The organism is Streptomyces sp. NPDC093586 (assembly GCF_044764905.1).
Classification (GTDB): domain Bacteria; phylum Actinomycetota; class Actinomycetes; order Streptomycetales; family Streptomycetaceae; genus Streptomyces.
This window is the reverse complement of record NZ_JBIWJA010000003.1, coordinates 342,838-361,050: the sequence shown is the minus strand read 5'-3', so window position 1 is coordinate 361,050 and position 18,213 is coordinate 342,838. Positions and strand designations below refer to the sequence as shown.

The window sequence follows — 18,213 nt, the reverse complement described above, 5'->3', positions numbered from 1 at the left end:
ATGCGCACAGAACGGATCGACCGCCCCATGACACCCGCCCCCTCCCGCTCCTTCGACGACCTCGTGGCCGAAGGCGCCGCCGTCCCCACCGAAGGGTGGGACTTCTCCTGGTTCGAGGGGCGGGCCACCGAGGAACGGCCGTCCTGGGGATACGCGCGGTCCATGGGCGGACGGCTGGCCGGGGCCACGGCCGTACTGGACGTGCAGACCGGCGGCGGCGAGGTCCTGGACTTCGCCCTCGGCGTCGCCGCCCCGCACCGGCCCCCGCTCGTCGTCGCCACCGAGGGCTGGCCGCCGAACGTCGCCAAGGCCACCGCACTGCTCCGCCCGCGCGGCGTCGCCGTGGTCGCCTCGCCCGACGACGCGCCGTTCCCCTTCGCGGACGGGGCCTTCGACCTCGTCGTCAGCCGGCACCCGGTCCGGCCGCACTGGGAGGAGATCGCCCGCGTGCTGCGGCCCGGCGGTACGTACTTCGCCCAGCACGTCGGCCCCGCCAGTGTCTTCGAGCTGATCGAGTTCTTCCTCGGCCCCCTGCCCGCGGAGAACCGCAACGCCCGCCACCCCGACCTGGAGCGCGCCGGTGCGGAGGCCGCCGGGCTGGAGGTCGTCGACCTGCGGGCGGAGCGGCTGCGGATGGAGTTCCACGACATCGGCGCCGTCGTCCACTTCCTGCGCAAGGTCGTGTGGATGGTCCCGGGGTTCACCGTCGAGGAGTACCGGCCCCGTCTCCGCGAGCTGCACGACCGTATCGAGGCCGAGGGGCCCTTCGTGGCCCACAGCGCCCGCCAGCTCTTCGAGGCCCGCAAGCCGGACGCGTAGGCCGGACGCGTAGGCCGGGGGCGGGCCCGGGACGGACTTGGCCGGGAACCGCCGTGCGCCCGCCGCCGTCCGGGTGATTCCCACGGCCTTCGACAGGGCGGGGACGGGCGCCGGGTCCGACGTGCCGTTCTGGGCGTAAGCGACATACCTTCGCAAATATCCGCGCTCCGGAGGGAGCGTGCGGAATCGCCCCGCGATCCTCACAGGGTTTCCACATCGTTATCCGGCTTCGCCCCACCCGGGTCGAAACCGCCTGCCGCGATCACGTAAATTCGAAGCAGGTAATTCGCGCGAGCAAAGCTGCGCGTACGGCACCGCGCAGTGGAGGGGGCTGCGCGGTGCCCGGTCAAGCGAGCGTTCGCCGGTGGTGTCACCCGGTGGAGGGATGCGGAAGCACTTCGCCGCACCGGGCCGGCGTACGCCGGATCCTCCGTGTCGCCCCTCCTGTCACCCGCTTCCCTGCGAATCCCGTGCGAACGGGCCCGTTCAGGCCATGATTCAGGGCGGAATGGGAGATTCCGCGACCACTCGGGCGTTGCCGGATGATTCCGGAGAGTAGTTGTGGCCCGCCGATGCGCGCAGCATCCCTTACGAAGGGTTATGGTGGAAACCCCCCCTCGGGCCGGTCCGTCTCCCCCCCCACGGACCGGCCCGTTTTTTCTGCCTCCGTGCCGCCCGCCGCCCGGCCTGTGCCACCTGGTCTCCAGCGCCGCCCGTCTTCCGGTCCCGCGCCGCCCCGCCGTCGGCCCGCGCCCCGCCCGCCCCGACCCGCCCGGGTACCCCTTCGGGCGCCCGCCATCAGGAGTTCACCGGCGCGTCGTCCTGCGCCGTTGCATGGCGGCGCTCGTTCGAGGGCATAAGGCAAGCAGGTCGACGCCCGAACCACGGGCATCGGTTCTCAGCGGACGGCACAGAGCCGCCCGCCCGGGAGGCCCTTTGCACCAGCCCCACCGTGCGGTCACGGCGCGGGAGCAGCGGCGGAGGGCCGGTTCGCGGCCCGCACCCGTGGTGCACGGCGGCCGGCGACCGGCCGGCTCGTTCCCGCCCTCCCGGCCCAGCGTCCACTCCGTCGCTCCCCGACCTCTTCCGAGGGGGTACGTCCTTCCGTGGTGACCAGCACAAAGCGCCACAAGCCAGATAGGCGCACCTACGTTCTCGACACCAGCGTCCTGCTGGCAGACCCCAAAGCACTGAGCCGCTTCGACGAGCACGAGGTCGTGCTCCCGATCGTCGTGGTGACGGAGCTGGAGGCCAAGCGGCACCATCCCGAACTGGGCTACTTCGCCAGGCAGGCCCTGCGCCTGCTCGACGAGTTCCGCGTGCGGCACGGCCGCCTCGACGCCCCCATCCCGATCGGGGACCTCGGCGGTACCGTGCGTGTCGAGCTCAACCACTCGGACCCCAGCGTGCTGCCCACCGGCTACCGCCTGGGGGACAACGACTCCCGCATCCTCGCGGTCGCCCGCAACCTGCAGGCCGAGGGGTTCGACGTCACCGTCGTGTCGAAGGACCTCCCGCTGAGGATCAAGGCGTCCTCCGTCGGGCTGCTCGCCGAGGAGTACCGCGCCGAGCTCGCCATCACGGACGCCTCCGGCTGGACCGGCATGTCCGAACTCACCCTGCCGGGTGAACAGGTGGACGTGCTCTTCGAGGAGGGCCGGGTCCACGTCCCCGAGGCCGCCGACCTGCCCGTGCACACGGGGCTGACCATCCAGTCGGAGCGCGGCAGGGCGCTCGGCCGCGTCACGCCCGACGGCGGCGTCCGGCTGGTGCGCGGCGACCGGGAGGCGTTCGGCATCAAGGGCCGCAGCGCCGAGCAGCGGATCGCGCTCGACCTGCTGCTCGACCCGGACGTCGGCATCGTGTCGATGGGCGGCCGGGCCGGCACCGGCAAGTCGGCGCTGGCGCTGTGCGCGGGACTGGAGGCCGTGCTGGAACGCCGGCAGCACCAGAAGGTCATGGTCTTCCGCCCGCTGTACGCGGTCGGCGGACAGGAGCTCGGCTACCTGCCCGGCTCCGAGGCGGAGAAGATGAGCCCCTGGGCCCAGGCGGTCTTCGACACGCTGTCGGCGGTCACCAGCCGCGAGGTCATCGAGGAGGTCACCGCCCGCGGCATGCTGGAGGTCCTGCCGCTCACCCACATCCGCGGCCGCTCGCTGCACGACGCGTTCGTGATCGTGGACGAGGCCCAGTCGCTGGAGCGGAACGTCCTGCTGACCGTCCTGTCCCGGATCGGCGCCAACTCGCGGGTCGTGCTGACCCACGACGTGGCGCAGCGGGACAACCTGCGGGTGGGGCGGTACGACGGAGTGGTCGCCGTCGTCGAGAAACTGAAGGGCCATCCGCTCTTCGCCCACGTCACGCTGACGCGGTCCGAGAGGTCCCAGATCGCGGCGCTTGTGACCGAAATGCTGGAGGACGGGCACATCTGAGAACTCCGACCCGGCACGGGTCGGTTGTCCCGACGGTCGACGCCGTCCGGAAAGGCCAAGAGCCTAGCCGGGCGGCGTCTTCACGCGGGGAGTTTTCTCGAAACCCCCAGGGCCAAACGAGATGTGAGCTTTCACACGCGGGGCAGAATTGCCTCACCCCGCCGGGTTACGGCAGAGTCTCACTCCTGTCAGGCCCCGCATACGACACACCTGTGCCCCCCAGGGGGCGCCCCCACGCGGTGGGGGAGGTACAGCACCACAGAAGTACGTCCAACTCCATAGCAGCGTCGTATGCCGCCCGAGCACCACGCGGCGCTCCCGTCGAGGGAGTTGTCCACCGGGCCCGTGCCTCCCGTGACCCGTAGTTGGGGAGGTCAGTGTCAGGGGCACGATTGCGTCCGCGAGGGTCACCGAAGCGGGCGATGCTGGAAGGAAACCGTGTGAGCCGGATCTCGGTCCGGGGATTCGCAGTGGCCTCGGCCACGGCGGTCACCGCAGTCGGAAGCGTCGTCGGCGTTGCCTCGGGCAGCACCGCGCAGAACCACGACGCGGAGGCGACGGCAGCAGGCACGACGCTGCTCGCGGACATCCCCATGGGCGAGCAGGCGCAGGTGCAGACCGCGTCCCTGACGCAGCAGGCCGACGTACAGGCCATCGCCGCGGACGCGAGCGCCAGGAAGGACGCCGAGGAGGCGGCCCGCAAGGCAGCCGCCGACACCGCCGTCGCCAAGCAGCAGAAGGCGAAGAAGGCGGCCGCGGATGCCAAGAAGCGCGAGGCGGCCAGGGAAGCCGCCAGCCGCGACGCCAAGCGCGAGTCCGTGTCCTTCGCCGTCCAGAGCTCCTACAGCGTCGGCCAGATCCAGGCGATGGCACGTCAGATGGTGCCCAGCGGCCAGTTCCAGTGCTTCAGCAACATCGTGGACCACGAGTCCAGCTGGAACTACAAGGCCGTCAACCCGTCCTCGGGTGCCTACGGTCTCTTCCAGGCCCTGCCCGGTTCCAAGATGTCCTCGGTCGGCTCCGACTGGCAGACCAACCCGGCCACCCAGATCAAGTGGGGCCTCAACTACATGGACAGCCGCTACGGCAGCCCGTGCGACGCCTGGGCGTTCTGGCAGAACAACCACTGGTACTGAGCAGGCCCGCCGCTCAACTCCGCGCAGCCCCTCACCGTCCTACGGTGAGGGGCTTTCGCGCTCCCGCCATGTACGGTCGTGACCGGAACGGCTCCGGGGGGAGTGGTGGGGAAAGACGGGGGAAGAGGACGGATCATGTCGCGAGTGCCAGGGTGGCTCGGTCGGCTCGGCGCCGGACTGACCCGGATGAGCAGGCAGTTGGAACAGCGTCGCGCCGAGGCGGAGGGCGAGGACCTCGACGGCGCCGGTCCGGGGCGGGCCCCGGACCACGTGGTCTCGCCGGACACGGACGACCTGTCCGCGGGGCACGGACACACGCTCGTCGAACACCCGGTCGTCGTCCGGGAACGGCCCGACCCCGCGCAGGCGGTGCCGTGGGGCATGCGGGTCGCCGCGGAGGCCGGATGGCGGCTGCTGGTCCTCGCGGGCACCCTCTGGGTGCTGATGAAGGTGATCAGCGCCGTCCAGCTGGTCGTGCTGGCGTTCGTGGCCGCGCTGCTGATCACGGCGCTGCTCCAGCCCTCGGTGGCGTGGCTGCGACGGCACGGCGTGCCCCGCGGGCCGGCCACGGCCCTGACCGCCATCCTCGGGTTCGTGGTGATGGGCCTGATCGGCTGGTTCGTCACCTGGCAGGTCATGGAGAACATCGACAACCTCTCCAACCAGATCCAGGACGGCATCGACGAGCTGCGCAACTGGCTGCTGAACAGCCCCTTCCACGTCACCGACAAGCAGATCAACGAGATCGCCAAGAACCTGCGCGAGGCGGTCGGCGCCAACACCGACCAGATCACCTCCGCGGGACTGGAGGGCGTCACGGTCGTCGTCGAGGCGCTCACCGGCATCCTGCTGGCCGCCTTCTCGACGCTGTTCCTGCTCTACGACGGCAAGCGCATCTGGCAGTGGTCGCTGAAGCTGGTGCCCGCCGCGGCCCGGCCGGGCGTCGCCGGTGCCGGTCCGCGCGCCTGGCGGACGCTGACCGCGTACGTACGCGGCACGGTCGTGGTCGCGCTGATCGACGCCATCTTCATCGGCCTCGGCATCTACTTCCTCGACGTGCCGATGGCCGTGCCGCTGGCCGTGTTCATCTTCCTGTTCGCCTTCATCCCGCTCGTCGGCGCGGTGGTGTCCGGCGCGCTCGCGGTCGTCGTGGCGCTGGTGACGCAGGGCATGTTCGCGGCGGTCATGACGCTCGCCGTCGTGCTGGTGGTGCAGCAGATCGAGGGCCACATCCTCCAGCCGTTCATCCTCGGACGCGCGGTGCGGGTCCACCCGCTGGCGGTGGTGCTGTCGGTGGCCGCCGGCGGCATGGTGGCCGGCATCGGCGGCGCCGTGGTCGCCGTACCGCTGGTCGCGGTGACGAACACCGTCGTGGGCTATCTGCGGGCGTACTCCCGCGAGGCCGCCGTACGCCAGGCGCCGAGGCCGCGCGGCGCGACGTCGACGGACGCGTCCCCGACGCTGGAACCGGGGCCGGGGACCGCCGGGGCCGAGCCGCCGTCGGACGCACCCCCGGCATGACGACGACGCGAGAACGGCATGACGACGACGCGAGAACGGCATGACGACGACGCGAGAAGGGCCCCGCTCACCAGGACGGTGAGCGGGGCCCTTCGTGCCGGGTCCGGCGGGACCTACTGGGCGAGGACCGCCTCGGCGTCCAGCGTGGCGCCGACGGCCTGGATCACAGCGGCGATCTTGAAGGCCTCCTGGATCGTGTCGCGGTCCAGGCCGGCCTTGCGCAGCACCTGCTCGTGCGAGTCCAGGCACATGCCGCAGCCGTTGATGGCGGACACCGCGAAGGACCACAGCTCGAAGTCGACCTTGTCGACGCCCGGGTTGCCGATGACGTTCATCCGCAGACCGGCGCGCAGGGTGCCGTACTCGTGGTCCGACAGCAGGTGCCGGGTGCGGTAGAAGACGTTGTTCATCGCCATGATGGCGGCGGCCGACTTGGCGGCCGTGTACGCCTCGGGCGTGAGGTTCGCCTTCGCCTCCGGCTCCAGCTCGCGCAGCACGATGGGGGAGCGCGAGGCGATGGCGGTCGCCAGCACGGTGCCCCACAGCTGCTGCGCCGGGAGGTCGGAGTTGCCGATGACCGAGCCCAGGTTGAGCTTCAGGTCCTTGGCGTAGTCCGGTACGGCGGACTTCAGGGAGTCGAGGGACATGTCAGGTCACTCCCCCGACAGCAGCGCGACCGGGTCCAGGGTCTCGTCGCCCTTGGTCCAGTTGCACGGGCACAGCTCGTCGGTCTGCAGGGCGTCCAGGACCCGCAGGACCTCCTTGGGGTTACGGCCGACCGAGCCGGCGGTGACCATCGTGAACTGGATCTCGTTGTTCTGGTCCACGATGAAGACCGCGCGCTGCGCGAAGCCGTCCTCGCCCTCGATGCCGAGCGCGCGCATCAGCTCGTGCTTGGAGTCGGCCATCATCGGGAAGGGCAGGTCGGTCAGGTCCGGGTGGTCCTTGCGCCAGGCGTGGTGCACGAACTCGGAGTCGCCGGAGAAGCCGAGGATCTGGGCGTCGCGGTCGGCGAACTCGTCGTTCAGCTTGCCGAAGGCGGCGATCTCGGTCGGGCACACGAAGGTGAAGTCCTTGGGCCAGGCGAAGACGACCTTCCACTTGCCCTCGTAGGTCTTGTGGTTGATCTGCTCGAACTCCTTGCCCTTCTCCAGCGAGACGCAGGCGGTCAGTTCGAACTCGGGGAACTTGTCACCGACAGTGAGCACGCGCTCTCCTTGCAGCGAAGAAACACCCGCTTTGCGAGTGTTTCCCATGGGTTGGACGTTATTGATGTTGGCACAGAGTGCATTGATTAGGGAAATAGCTACACTCGGTCGAGTTGATCGGAGGTGGCTATTAGTGACAGGTAAGAAGAGGCAGCCCAGCCTCGCCCAGCTGCGGGCCTTCGCCGCGGTCGCCGAGCATCTGCACTTCCGCGATGCCGCCGCCGCGATCGGCATGAGCCAGCCCGCGCTCTCCGGCGCCGTCTCCGCCCTGGAGGAGACACTCGGTGTCACCCTCCTGGAGCGTACGACGCGCAAGGTGCTGCTCTCGCCGGCGGGAGAACGCCTCGCGGTGCGGGCCAAGGCGGTCCTGGCGGAGGTCGGAGCGCTGCTGGAGGAGGCGGAGGCGGTCCGCGCGCCGTTCACCGGGGCGCTGCGGCTCGGCGTCATCCCGACCGTGGCGCCGTACCTGCTCCCGACGGTCCTGCGGCTGGTCCACGACCGCTACCCCGACCTCGATCTCCAGGTCCACGAGGAGCAGACGGCGAGCCTGCTCGACGGCCTCGCGACCGGCCGCCTCGACCTGCTGCTGCTGGCGGTGCCACTCGGCGTCCCCGGCATCACCGAACTCCCGCTCTTCGACGAGGACTTCGTGCTCGTCACCCCGCTCGACCACCCGCTCGGCGGCCGGGAGGGCATCGAGCGCGGCGTGCTGCGCGAGTTGAAGCTGCTGCTGCTCGACGAGGGGCACTGCCTGCGCGACCAGGCGCTCGACATCTGCCGGGAGGCCGGCCGCGCGGACGTCCCGGCGACCACGACGGCGGCGGGCCTGTCGACGCTGGTGCAGCTGGTGGCGGGCGGCCTCGGGGTGACGCTGCTGCCGCGTACGGCGGTCCGCGTGGAGACGTCCCGCTCCAGCCAGCTGCTCACCGGTTCCTTCGCCGACCCGGCGCCCACCCGCCGCATCGCCCTCGCCATGCGCACGGGCGCGGCCCGCGCCGCCGAGTACGAGGAGCTGGCGGCGGCGCTGCGGAAGGCGATGGAGGGCCTCCCCGTGCGCACGGTCCGCGGCTGACGGGCGCGCCGAGGGGGCCGACGGGACCGAGGGGGTCGACGGGACCGAGGGAGTCGAGAGGGACCGACGGGCCCGCCGGCGCGTCCGGCGCGCGAACGCCCGGACGCGGCACGGAGTGCGTGCCGCGTCCGGGCTGGGGGAGAGGGGGCGGGGCGGCCGGGGCTACTCCGTCCGCAGCCCCTCCGGGCGCATCAGGCGCAGCAGCGGCGGCAGGCTGGCCAGGGTCACCACCAGGACGACCACGGCACCGATACCGGTCATCGACAGGACACCGGCCCAGTCGACGACGACCGGCGTGCCCGTCATCTTCAGCAGTACCGTGCCCAGCGTCAGGCCGACCGCCGAGGCCAGCACCAGACCCAGCACGATCGGTATCGCGGTCTGCCACAGCACCGACAGGCCCAGCGTGCGGCGCCGGGTGCCGAAGGCGACCAGGGCCGACAGCAGCTTCCTGCGCTCGCGCAGCTGCTCCAGCTGCGAGACCAGCAGGCTCGCGCCGATCAGCCCCAGCACGCACGTGGCGCCGACGAACAGACCGGTGCGCAGGGCGTCGAACCGGTCGGTGCGCTCCGTCGCCGTCCAGTTCAGGGGGTACGCCCGGGGGCCGATGGCTGCGGCGGTGTTGCGCACCCGCTCCCGTACGTCCGGCACGGACTCGTCGAGCCGGAGATAGGCGTGCCCCTCCAGGGCCGGCTCGAGCGCGGCCGGCTGCGCCTTCGGTGTGACCAGGAAGCCGCCCCGGTCGATCCCGCCGACCAGATGGGCACCCGGCTTGGCGTTCTTGATGTCCTGCGGCACGGTCCAGGGGATCTCCAGGCGCTTCCTGCCGCCCTCGTACGTCGGGTCGAGGTAGAGCTTCCGCCCCGGCTTCACCAGCTGCCCCATGTCGACGCCGCTGTCCCACTCGGCGCCTCGGACGGCGAACACGTCCCCGTCGGCGCACGACGGCAGCTCGGCGAGCTCCCGCAGCGCCGCGCAGCTGCCCACGGTCATCATCGTGGTGGACTCCGGGTCCTTGGCACGCTCGCCGAGGTACGCCTCGGAGTAGGGGTTGACCGCGGTCACGCCCTCGGTGTTCCGCAGCTTCTCGGCGGCCGGGCCCAGCGGCTCCCCGCTCGGCAGGGACACCTCCATCTGCGCCCAGGACACGTCCTGTCCGGTGCTCTCCGTGTAGTCGTCGTCCACGCCCGCGAACAGCATCTGCAGCGCGATCGCCCCGGCGACGGCCACGGCGATGCCGTTGACCATGCGGGCCGCCGTGCCGCTGCTCAGCTGCAGCCGGCGCACGGCCAGCTGCCAGGACACGCTGCCCCGGCCGAGGCGGGCGACCACCGTCTCCACGACCCACGGCAGCAGCGCGGTCACGCCGACCAGCAGCAGGACGACGCCGCCGGTCACCAGGTACTGGTTGAAGTTCCCGTGGTCGCGGCCGTTGCCGATCATCGGGTAGAGCATGGCCAGGCCGGCCACCGGCAGCAGCAGCCGCCACCACAGCCGCCGGCGCGCGGGCTTCGCCGTGCGCACCACGCCGAGCGGTTCGATCACCACGCCGCGCAGCGCGAACAGCGTCACCAGGACGGCCGCGGCCGGCACCGCCACCGCCACCAGCAGCGCCAGCAGCGGCGAGGGGTTGAGGTAGCTCGGGAACACGCTGATGCGGAACACCTCGGCGGTTCCCGCCAGCTGACGCCCGATCATGAAGAACCCGGCGCCGAAGACGAGCCCGAGCGCCGCGCCCGCCAGCGCCTCGCCGGCGGCGATCCGCCGGGTCATGCGGCTGTCGGAGCCCACCAGCCGCAGTGCCGCGAGCCGCCGGTCGCGCCGCTCGCCGCCGAACCGCACGGCCGCGGCGATGAAGACCGCGACCGGCATCAGCAGCACCACGAAGACGACCAGGACCAGCAGGAGCAGCACCGGGTCGGCCTTCTCCTCCCCCGGCTCGGGGTCGCCGAAGTGGTCGATGCGGGTGATCAGGAAGCCGTTGATGTGCGGGGCGAGCCCCTCGGCGCCCCGGTAGAAGGCGAGTTCGTGCGAGCCGATCAGCCCGCTCTCCCCGATGGTGCCGGTGATCCGCTCGGGCAGCCGCTCCCGCAGCAGCTTGCCGGAGTCCGACTCCAGCAGCTCCTTCAGCGCGGGGGAGACCACCATCTCGCCCACGGCCGGGAACTTCTCGACCCCGGGCGGCAGCGGCGCCCGCGGCCCCTCGACCTCCAGGGCGCGGCCCCGGACGGTGGTGTCGCGGAAGTCGGTGTCGACGTCGGCGACGACCAGGGTGCCGTCGCCCTTGGGGAGCCGCTGTTCGGTGAGCGCCAAGTCGAAGTCGGTGCGCGCGGCCTCCCGCTCGTGCCGCACGGCGAGCGCGTTCGGGATCGCCGTCGTCAGCAGCAGCAGTGCCACGCCGAGGCCGACGCCGACGGCGGTCAGCAGGGCCCGGGTCCACCCCTCGCGCCCGCCGGTGAGGGTGAAGCGGACACCCATGGCCAGGTCGCGGCTCCACTGGCGCACGCTCATACGGCGCGCTCCATGTCCCGCGACCTGCCGTCCCGTACGACGACCTCGCGGTCGGAGTACGCGGCCACCCGCGCCTCGTGCGTGACCAGCACGACGGCGGCGTTGGTGGAGCGGGCGGCGTCCGTGAGCAGTTCCATCACGCGCTCGCCGTTGAGGGAGTCCAGCGCGCCGGTCGGCTCGTCGGCGAACAGCACGCGCGGGTTCGTGACCAGCGACCGTGCCACGGCGACGCGCTGTCCCTGGCCGCCGGAGACCTCGCCGGGCCGTTTCTTGCGCAGGTCGTCGACCTCCAGCCGTTCCATCCAGGTCAGCGCGGCCCGCTCGGCGTCCTTGCGAGAGGTGCCGTTCAGGCGCAGCGGCAGGGCGACGTTCTCGACGCAGGTCAGCTCCGGCACGAGCTGCCCGAACTGGAACACGAAGCCGAACTCCGAGCGGCGCAGCGCACTGCGCTGGGAGTCGGACATGGCGGACAGCTCCCGCCCGTCGTACGTGATCGTCCCCGAGTCGGGGGTGACGATGCCGGCGAGACAGTGCAGCAGCGTCGACTTGCCGGACCCGGAGGGGCCCATCACGGCGACGACCTCACCGGGGTGGATGGAGAACTCGGCGCCGTCGAGGGCGAGGGTCGGGCCGTAGGCCTTGGTCAGCTTCTCGGCGGAGAGCAGGGAACCTGCGGGATGGGTCATCGGACGACCGCCTCACGGAGCTTGTCGAGGCGCGCGGCGGTGAGCTCCAGCCAGCGCAGGTCGGCCTCGAGGTGGAACAGGGCGTGGTCGCAGATGAGCTGGTCGGCGAGGTCGCCCTTGCGCTTGCGGTCGGTGAGGATGCGCATGCTGCGCAGGTGTTCCGAGCGCTGGGTGTCGAGGACGTCGGCGGCGTCGCGGTGGGTGAGCAGCGCGAGGACGACCTTCGTGTACAGCGTGGACTGCAGGTACGGTTCGGGCTTCTCCGGCGTGGCGAGCCACCGCTGCACGTCGGTGATCCCGGCGTCGGTGATCGCGTACCGCTTGCGCTCGGGACCGCCGCCCGCCTCGATGCCGTCGACCACGACGAGGCCGTTCTTCAGCAGGCGGGACATCGTCGAATAGACCTGGCCGTAGTGCAGCGGCCGGTCGTGACCGAACTTCTCGTCGAATGCGCGCTTGAGGTCGTAACCATGGCGCGGTCCGGACTCCAGGAGCCCCAGGAGGGTGTGACCGATGGACATGCGCAGCACTCTACACACGGCGTATACACCCCATGTATACGCGGGGTGCAGAGATCGTGGCGCGGGGTACGGGACCGCAGGTCGGAGCCGTTTGTCACGGTTCCGCTACGACGGAGGCCGCGCCACCGCGAGGATGCGGTGGCGCGGCCTGTTCCGGGCCGGTCACGACGGGGGCGCCGCGCCCGGACCGCCCTTCGGAGGGCGCCCCCGGCGGGGCAGCGGCCCGGTGTCGCCGGGCAGGCGGCCCGCCTCCGCGAGCGCCCTGCGCAGCAGGAACTCGATCTGGGCGTTGGCCGAGCGCAGCTCGTCGCCCGCCCAGCGGGCCAGCGCCTCGTACACCTGCGGGTCCAGCCGCAGCAGCACCTGCTTGCGCTGCTGCGGCCGGCGCTTGGGGGCCGGGCCCCCGGACGGGGTCGTCACTGGTAGAGCGTCCCCGTGTTCAGGACCGGCTGGGCGGCGCGGTCACCGCACAGCACGACCATCAGGTTGGACACCATCGCCGCCTTCCGCTCGTCGTCCAGCTCCACGATGCCCTGCTCGCTGATCCGGGCCAGCGCCGCCTCCACCATGCCGACCGCGCCGTCCACGATCTGCCGCCGGGCCGCGACCACCGCGCCGGCCTGCTGCCGCTGGAGCATCGCCGAGGCGATCTCCGGCGCGTACGCGAGGTGCGTGAAGCGGGACTCGATGATCTGCACGCCGGCCGCCTCCACGCGCGCGTGCAGCTCGACGGCGAGCTTCTCGGTGATCTCCTCGGCGTTGCCGCGCAGCGAGAGGCCGTCCTCCTCGTGGGCGTCGTAGGGATATTCGATGGCGATGTGCCGCACGGCCGCCTCGGTCTGGGTGGAGACGAACTCTATGTAGTCGTCCACCTCGAAGGTGGCCTGTGCGGTGTCCTCCACCCGCCACACCACGACGGCGGCCAGCTCGATCGGGTTGCCGTAGGCGTCGTTCACCTTCAGGACGGCCGTCTCGTGGTTGCGTACCCGCGTCGAGATCTTGGTGCGCGAGGTGAAGGGGTTCACCCAGCGCAGCCCGTCCTGCCGGATCGTCCCCCGGTACCGCCCGAAGAGCTGCACCACCCGCGCCTCGCCCGGCGCCACCATGTTCAGCCCGCACATCGCCAGGAACGCCGCCAGGGCGATCACGACGCCCCCGACGATCAGCCCGGCCTTCGCGCCGGCCGCCGAGACCGTCGTGGCGGCGACGATCAGCGCGGCGCCGACGATCAGCCCGAGCAGTCCCAGCAAAAGCGCCAGCCCGCCGCCGATGCTGGGTGCCTGGGTCTCCCGCACCCGTGGCGCCGGCATCTCGGGCATATCGGCCTTGGCCTGCGATGTTCCGTGTACGGACATGAGTGTCCCCCCGTTCCCGCGAGGTGCGCTCGCCCGCTCCCCGCTGATGGCATTGATATCGCTATGTGATATCACTTTACCCGGTCACGGCAACCCTGAACCCCTTTCGTACGTCGGTTCCTTTGGGACAGGTGCTGATTCTCACGTCCGTACAAGGTGGGATCGGCGACCGTTCGACGTATCTCACGGTGTTAGCTTTCTGAGCTGACCTGAGTGGCGAACCCGTGTGACGGGTGAGCACACACGACCGAATCGGAGCGGATCGGATCCATGGGACGAGCGGAAGAGAGAAGGGCGCGCCGGCGCGGTGGCCGCCGCGCGGCGCCGAGTCGACGCCGCTCGTCGCCGAAGGCCGACCGGAGCCTCATACGCCGGCTGTTCACCTGGAAGAAGATCCTCGGCACGTTCCTCGGCGTGTGCCTGCTCGGCATGGGCGCCTTCATCGTGCTCTACATGATGATCGACATACCCGAGGGCAACGCCGACGCCCAGCGGCAGGGCAACGTCTACAAGTACAGCGACGGCTCGATCATGGCCCGCAAGGGCTACAACCGCGAGATCGTCGACCTGGCCAAGGTCCCCAAGGACGTCCAGCGCACCTTCGTCGCCGCCGAGAACAAGACCTTCTACAAGGACTCCGGCGTCGACCTCAAGGGCACCGCGCGCGGTGTGCTCAACACGCTCTCCGGCAAGGGCGCCCAGGGCGGTTCGACGATCACCCAGCAGTACGTCAAGAACTACTACCTGACCCAGGACCAGACCGTCTCGCGCAAGCTCAAGGAACTGGTCATCTCCCTGAAGCTGGACCGCGAGAAGTCCAAGGACTACATCCTCGCCGGGTACATCAACACCAGCTACTACGGCCGCGGCGCCTACGGCATCCAGGCCGCCGCCCAGGCCTACTACCGCGTCGACGCCGAGGACCTCACGGTCGAGCAGGGCGCCTACCTCGCCGCGCTGCTCCAGGCGCCCAACCAGTACGACTGGGCGATCGCCAGCGACACCGGCAAGAGGCTGGTCCAGGAACGCTGGAACTACGTCCTGAACAACATGGTCGAGCAGAAGTGGCTGGACGAGGCCGCCCGCCAGAACATGAAGTTCCCGGTCCCCAAGGAGCCCAAGCCCGCACCCGGGATGGAGGGCCAGACCGGTTACCTGGTCGAGGCGGCCAACACCGCGCTCAAGAAGCAGCTCGTCGCCGGCGGCACCGCCGAGGACATGAAGCAGGCCGACGCGATGGTCGAGGCCGGCGGCTGGACCGTCACGCTCAACGTCGACAAGAAGAAGCAGGCGGCACTGGAGAAGGCCGTCAAGGAGCAGCTGACCAGCAAGCTGGACCCCGCCAAGCGCAAGGTCGACGCCGACGTCCAGGCCGGCGCCGTCTCCGTCGACCCGAAGACCGGCGCGGTCGTCGCGATGTACGGCGGCGTGGACTACGTCAAGCACTACACGAACAACGCCACCCGCGACGACTACCAGCCCGCCTCCACCTTCAAGCCGGTCATCCTCGCCGCCGCCGTGGACGAGGACGCCGAGACGCAGGACGGCGTGCCGATCACGGCGAACACCATGTACGACGGCACGAGCAAGCGCCCCGTGGTGGACGACGGCCGGGAGGTCGGATTCGCCCCCGAGAACGAGGACGACGCCGACTACGGCGAGATCGACGTCCAGGAGGCGATGAACAAGTCGGTCAACTCCGTCTTCGCGCAGATGGGCGTCGACGTCGGCATGCCCGAGGTCATGAAGGTCGCGGGCACACTCGGCATGGACACCGAAGGCGTGCAGGCCGTGCCGGCCCAGACCCTGGGCAGTATGGGCGCGAGCCCGCTGGAGATGGCCGGCGTCTACGCCACCCTCGACAACCACGGCAAGAAGGTCACCCCGGCCGTCGTGAAGTCGGTCGAGCACAACTCCCGCAAGGTCGACTTCCCCGACCCCATCGGCGACCAGATCATCAGTCGCGAGGCCGCCGACACGGTGACGTCCGTGCTGACCGGCGTGGTCGACGACGGTACGGCCCGGAAGTCCGTGCGCGACAACCCGATGCGCGACGGCCAGCAGGTGGCCGGCAAGACCGGTACGTCCGACAACAACAAGTCGGCCTGGTTCACCGGCTTCACGCCCGGCCTGGTCACCTCGGTCGGCCTGTTCGGCGAGGACTCCAAGACCGGCGCCCAGGTCCCGATGTACAAGGCGGGCGGCGAACCCCGCGTCAACGGCGGTGGCTTCCCGGCGCAGATCTGGGCCGCGTACACCTTCGGCGTGATGAAGGACGTCGAGAAGTTCGACCTGGAGACCAAGCAGGGCGCCGCGGTGAAGCCCAGCACCTCGCCCACGGTCACCCAGTCGCCGACCCAGTCGCCGACCCAGGAGGAGACGACCGAGGCACCGGAGACCGAGGAACCGGAGACCGAGGCGCCGGAGACCGAGGCACCCGAAACCGAGTCGCCCTCGCAGTCGCCCTCGCAGTCGCCGTCCGGCACCCCGTCGACCGAGCCGCCGACGGGCGGGGAGACCACGGAGTCGGAGGAACCGGGCTTCCCGGGCGACGACCCGTGGGACCAGTAGCCGGCAGGACGTCGGCGGCAACGTGAAGGGGCGCCCGGTGCTCACCGGGCGCCCCTTCCGTGTGCCTCTCAGCCCCGGTTCAGCTCGAACCAGACCACCTTCCCGGTGCTCAGCCGGGTCGCGCCCCAGCGCCGGGCCATCCGGTTCACCAGGTGCAGCCCGCGCCCGTTCTCGTCCGTGGCGCGCGCCTGCCGCAGCCGCGGCAGCTGCGGCACGTCGTCGCCGACCTCGCAGCGCAGCACGTCGGTGCGCAGCAGCCGCAGGGTGACCGGCTTGGTCGCGTACCGCACGGCGTTGGTCACGACCTCGCTGACCAGCAGCTCCACCGAGTCCGTGAGCTCCTCCATGCCCCAGCGGACCAGGGCGCGCCGGGCCAGGCGGCGGGCCCGGCCGGGGGCCGTGTCCTCCGGCTCCAGGAACCAGTACGCCACGTCACTGGGCGCGATGCCGTCGAAACGGGCGGCGAGCAGCGCGATGTCGTCGTCCCGGTCGCCCGGCCCGAGCATGTCCAGCACCTCGTCGCACAGGGCCTCCAGCGGCGGCGGATGGTCCGGGCCGGTGAGCTGCGCGGTGGCGGCCAGACGCTCCCGCAGCTGCTCTATGCCCGTCCACACGTCCCGCAGGCGGGACTCGACCAGTCCGTCCGTGTACAGCAGCAGCGTCGCCCCCGCCGGGGCCTCCAGCTCCACGGCCTCGAAGTCCACGCCGCCCACCCCGATCGGGGCGCCGGCCGGGACGCGCAGCACCTCGGCGTGGCCGCCCAGGTGCAGCAGGACGGGCGGCGGGTGGCCGGCGTTGGCGACGGTGATGCGGTGCGCGACCGGGTCGTACACGGCGTACAGGCAGGTCGCCATGCGGTCGGAGCCCAGGCGCTGGGCCTGCTCGTCCAGGTGGTGCAGCACCTCCTGCGGGGGCAGGTCCAGCCCGGCCAGGGTCTGCGCCGTGGTCCGCAGCTGGCCCATGATGGCCGCCGACGTCATCGAGTGGCCCATGACGTCCCCGACGACCAGCGCGACCCGGCTGCCGGGCAGCGGGATGGCGTCGTACCAGTCGCCGCCGACCCGCGCCGTCTCGGCGGCCGGCAGATAGCGGGAGGCCAGCCGCACGCCGGTGCAGCGCGGCAGGTTCTCCGGGAGCATCGTGCGCTGCAGCTCGTCGGCGATGTAGGCCTCGCGCCCGTACAGCACGGCCTTGTCGATGCCGAGCGCGCTGTGCGTCGCGAGCTGGGCGGCGACCAGCAGGTCGTCGCCCTCGAAGGCGGTGCGCTCCGGGCCGCGCAGGAACAGGGCGGCGCCGATCACCCGGCGCCGGCCGCGCAGCGGCGCGAGGATCGCCCGCCGTCCGCCGGGCACGGCGAACCCGCCGCCGTCACCGAGCAGGTCCGGCAGGGCGGCACGGGCCGCGGGCGCGTCCGTGAAGACCGGGCGCACCCCGCGCAGCACCTCGGCCAGCGCGCTGCCGGGCCGCACCTCGCACAGCTCGGAACCGACCGCCTCCAGCTCCGTGGGCTCGGGCTGGACGGCGGGCGGGAAACCGCCCTCGGTGTCCCGCTCGGCCGGTATCCGGTCACTGCGGCGCAGCCGCAGCACCAGCGGGCCCGTGGGTCGCTCGTCACCGACCGGCAGCGGCTCGCGCAGATAGACGAGGATGGCGTCCGCGAAGGTCGGCACGGTGGCCCGGCACAGCCCCATCACGATCTCGTCCAGGTCCATGCCCCGGGCGATCCGCCGGGTCGCGGCGCCGACGAACCGCAGCCGGTCCCCGTCCCGCCGCATGGGCGTGGGCCGTCCGGGCACGGTGGACTGCCCGGTACGCCGGTCCGGTGCCGGGGACGCGTCACGGCCGCCCTGCCCCGCCAAAGACCCCACTCCGTCCGAGGGCCCGCCCGGCTGGACCGGGACGCCCTCGGCCGCGGGCCGCGGCCGGTGGGTGTCGGGCTCGGCGGCGTGCTCCGCACCCGGCTGGGAGTGCTCGAAGGCGCCCGCGCCCGCGCCGGGGGCGGGCGGTGTCTCGCCGGTGCGCCCCTGTGCCGGTAAGGCGCCCGCGGGGGCCCGCGGCGGCACGGGGGCACTCAGGAACGCCCCGGGGGAGTCCGTGGGGCCGTCGCCCGTCGAGGGGCGTTCGAAGGATGTCGGGTGCTCCGTCACGCGTGTCGAATCCATCCGTCCGGGACTGCGCGCGGCGCGTGCAGTTCGTCCCGCAGGAATCCCGATACCCGGAAGACGTGCCCGGGGAACGGGATTCCCGCGTGGTCAGAGGCTGTTCCTGTGCCACCGGCGGGCCGGCCGCGACCGGTACTGCCCTCGTAGCCCTCGCTCACGTCCTGCCGCCCCTCGGTGACGATCGGTCAAGCACAGTGCACGCTCCGCCGGTTGCCCCTG

14 protein-coding genes are annotated in these 18,213 nt (G+C 71.5%); 6 read left to right on the top strand and 8 right to left on the bottom strand.

The window, feature by feature from the left end; translation table 11 throughout:
• The first annotated feature begins 27 nt into the window (after positions 1-27).
• The 4 genes from ACIRFH_RS05625 (at position 28) to ACIRFH_RS05610 (ending at position 5,908) form a co-directional block, all read left to right on the top strand.
• Entirely contained in the window at positions 28-819 is a 792-nt protein-coding gene (locus ACIRFH_RS05625) for a class I SAM-dependent methyltransferase (RefSeq protein WP_403517263.1), read from the top strand.
• A 1,106-nt stretch (positions 820-1,925) separates the two neighbouring features.
• A complete protein-coding gene (locus tag ACIRFH_RS05620; protein WP_403517262.1) occupies positions 1,926-3,251 on the top strand; it encodes a PhoH family protein in 1,326 nt (441 codons plus the stop codon).
• Between the two features lie 440 nt (positions 3,252-3,691).
• A complete protein-coding gene (locus tag ACIRFH_RS05615; RefSeq protein ID WP_403517261.1) occupies positions 3,692-4,387 on the top strand; it encodes a transglycosylase SLT domain-containing protein in 696 nt (231 codons plus the stop codon).
• Positions 4,388-4,522: 135 nt separating this feature from the next.
• Entirely contained in the window at positions 4,523-5,908 is a 1,386-nt protein-coding gene (locus tag ACIRFH_RS05610; protein ID WP_403517260.1) for an AI-2E family transporter, read from the top strand.
• A gap of 113 nt (positions 5,909-6,021) precedes the next feature.
• Here the strand turns inward: ACIRFH_RS05610 and ACIRFH_RS05605 are convergent, their stop codons facing one another.
• Positions 6,022-6,555 carry an alkyl hydroperoxide reductase gene (locus ACIRFH_RS05605; RefSeq protein ID WP_403517259.1) on the bottom strand — a complete coding sequence of 178 codons (534 nt, stop codon included), beginning with the start codon at positions 6,553-6,555 and terminating at the stop codon, positions 6,022-6,024.
• A 6-nt stretch (positions 6,556-6,561) separates the two neighbouring features.
• Positions 6,562-7,116, bottom strand: a complete 555-nt coding sequence (locus tag ACIRFH_RS05600; RefSeq protein WP_403517258.1) for a peroxiredoxin — start codon at positions 7,114-7,116, stop codon at positions 6,562-6,564.
• Between the two features lie 133 nt (positions 7,117-7,249).
• Here ACIRFH_RS05600 and ACIRFH_RS05595 point away from each other — a divergent pair, with 133 nt between their 5' ends.
• On the top strand, positions 7,250-8,188 hold the full coding sequence (locus ACIRFH_RS05595; RefSeq protein WP_403517257.1) for a LysR substrate-binding domain-containing protein: 939 nt from the start codon (positions 7,250-7,252) through the stop codon (positions 8,186-8,188).
• Between the two features lie 162 nt (positions 8,189-8,350).
• Here ACIRFH_RS05595 and ACIRFH_RS05590 read toward each other — a convergent pair whose 3' ends face one another.
• The 5 genes from ACIRFH_RS05590 to ACIRFH_RS05570 all read right to left on the bottom strand — a co-directional run bounded on the left by ACIRFH_RS05590 (position 8,351) and on the right by ACIRFH_RS05570 (position 13,261).
• Complete coding sequence (locus ACIRFH_RS05590; protein WP_403517256.1) at positions 8,351-10,699, bottom strand: ABC transporter permease; 2,349 nt, start codon at positions 10,697-10,699, stop codon at positions 8,351-8,353.
• Positions 10,696-11,385 (bottom strand): ABC transporter ATP-binding protein, encoded by a 690-nt coding sequence (locus ACIRFH_RS05585; protein WP_403517255.1) that lies wholly within the window; start codon positions 11,383-11,385, stop codon positions 10,696-10,698. Before ACIRFH_RS05585 ends, ACIRFH_RS05590 begins: the two co-directional genes overlap by 4 nt.
• Positions 11,382-11,906 (bottom strand): PadR family transcriptional regulator, encoded by a 525-nt coding sequence (locus ACIRFH_RS05580; RefSeq protein ID WP_403517254.1) that lies wholly within the window; start codon positions 11,904-11,906, stop codon positions 11,382-11,384. Before ACIRFH_RS05580 ends, ACIRFH_RS05585 begins: the two co-directional genes overlap by 4 nt.
• Before the next feature lie 162 nt (positions 11,907-12,068).
• Positions 12,069-12,326 carry a hypothetical protein gene (locus ACIRFH_RS05575; protein WP_403517253.1) on the bottom strand — a complete coding sequence of 86 codons (258 nt, stop codon included), beginning with the start codon at positions 12,324-12,326 and terminating at the stop codon, positions 12,069-12,071.
• Complete coding sequence (locus ACIRFH_RS05570; RefSeq protein WP_403517252.1) at positions 12,323-13,261, bottom strand: SPFH domain-containing protein; 939 nt, start codon at positions 13,259-13,261, stop codon at positions 12,323-12,325. The genes ACIRFH_RS05575 and ACIRFH_RS05570 overlap by 4 nt, the downstream gene beginning before the upstream one ends.
• 270 nt (positions 13,262-13,531) lie before the next feature.
• On the opposite strand from ACIRFH_RS05570, the gene ACIRFH_RS05565 reads away from it, so the two are divergent.
• The gene (locus ACIRFH_RS05565) at positions 13,532-15,832 is read left to right on the top strand and encodes a transglycosylase domain-containing protein (protein WP_403517250.1); all 2,301 of its coding nucleotides are present in this window, start codon (positions 13,532-13,534) and stop codon (positions 15,830-15,832) included.
• Between the two features lie 68 nt (positions 15,833-15,900).
• Here the strand turns inward: ACIRFH_RS05565 and ACIRFH_RS05560 are convergent, their stop codons facing one another.
• Positions 15,901-17,994 (bottom strand): SpoIIE family protein phosphatase, encoded by a 2,094-nt coding sequence (locus ACIRFH_RS05560; protein WP_403517249.1) that lies wholly within the window; start codon positions 17,992-17,994, stop codon positions 15,901-15,903.
• Positions 17,995-18,213: the final 219 nt, after the last annotated feature.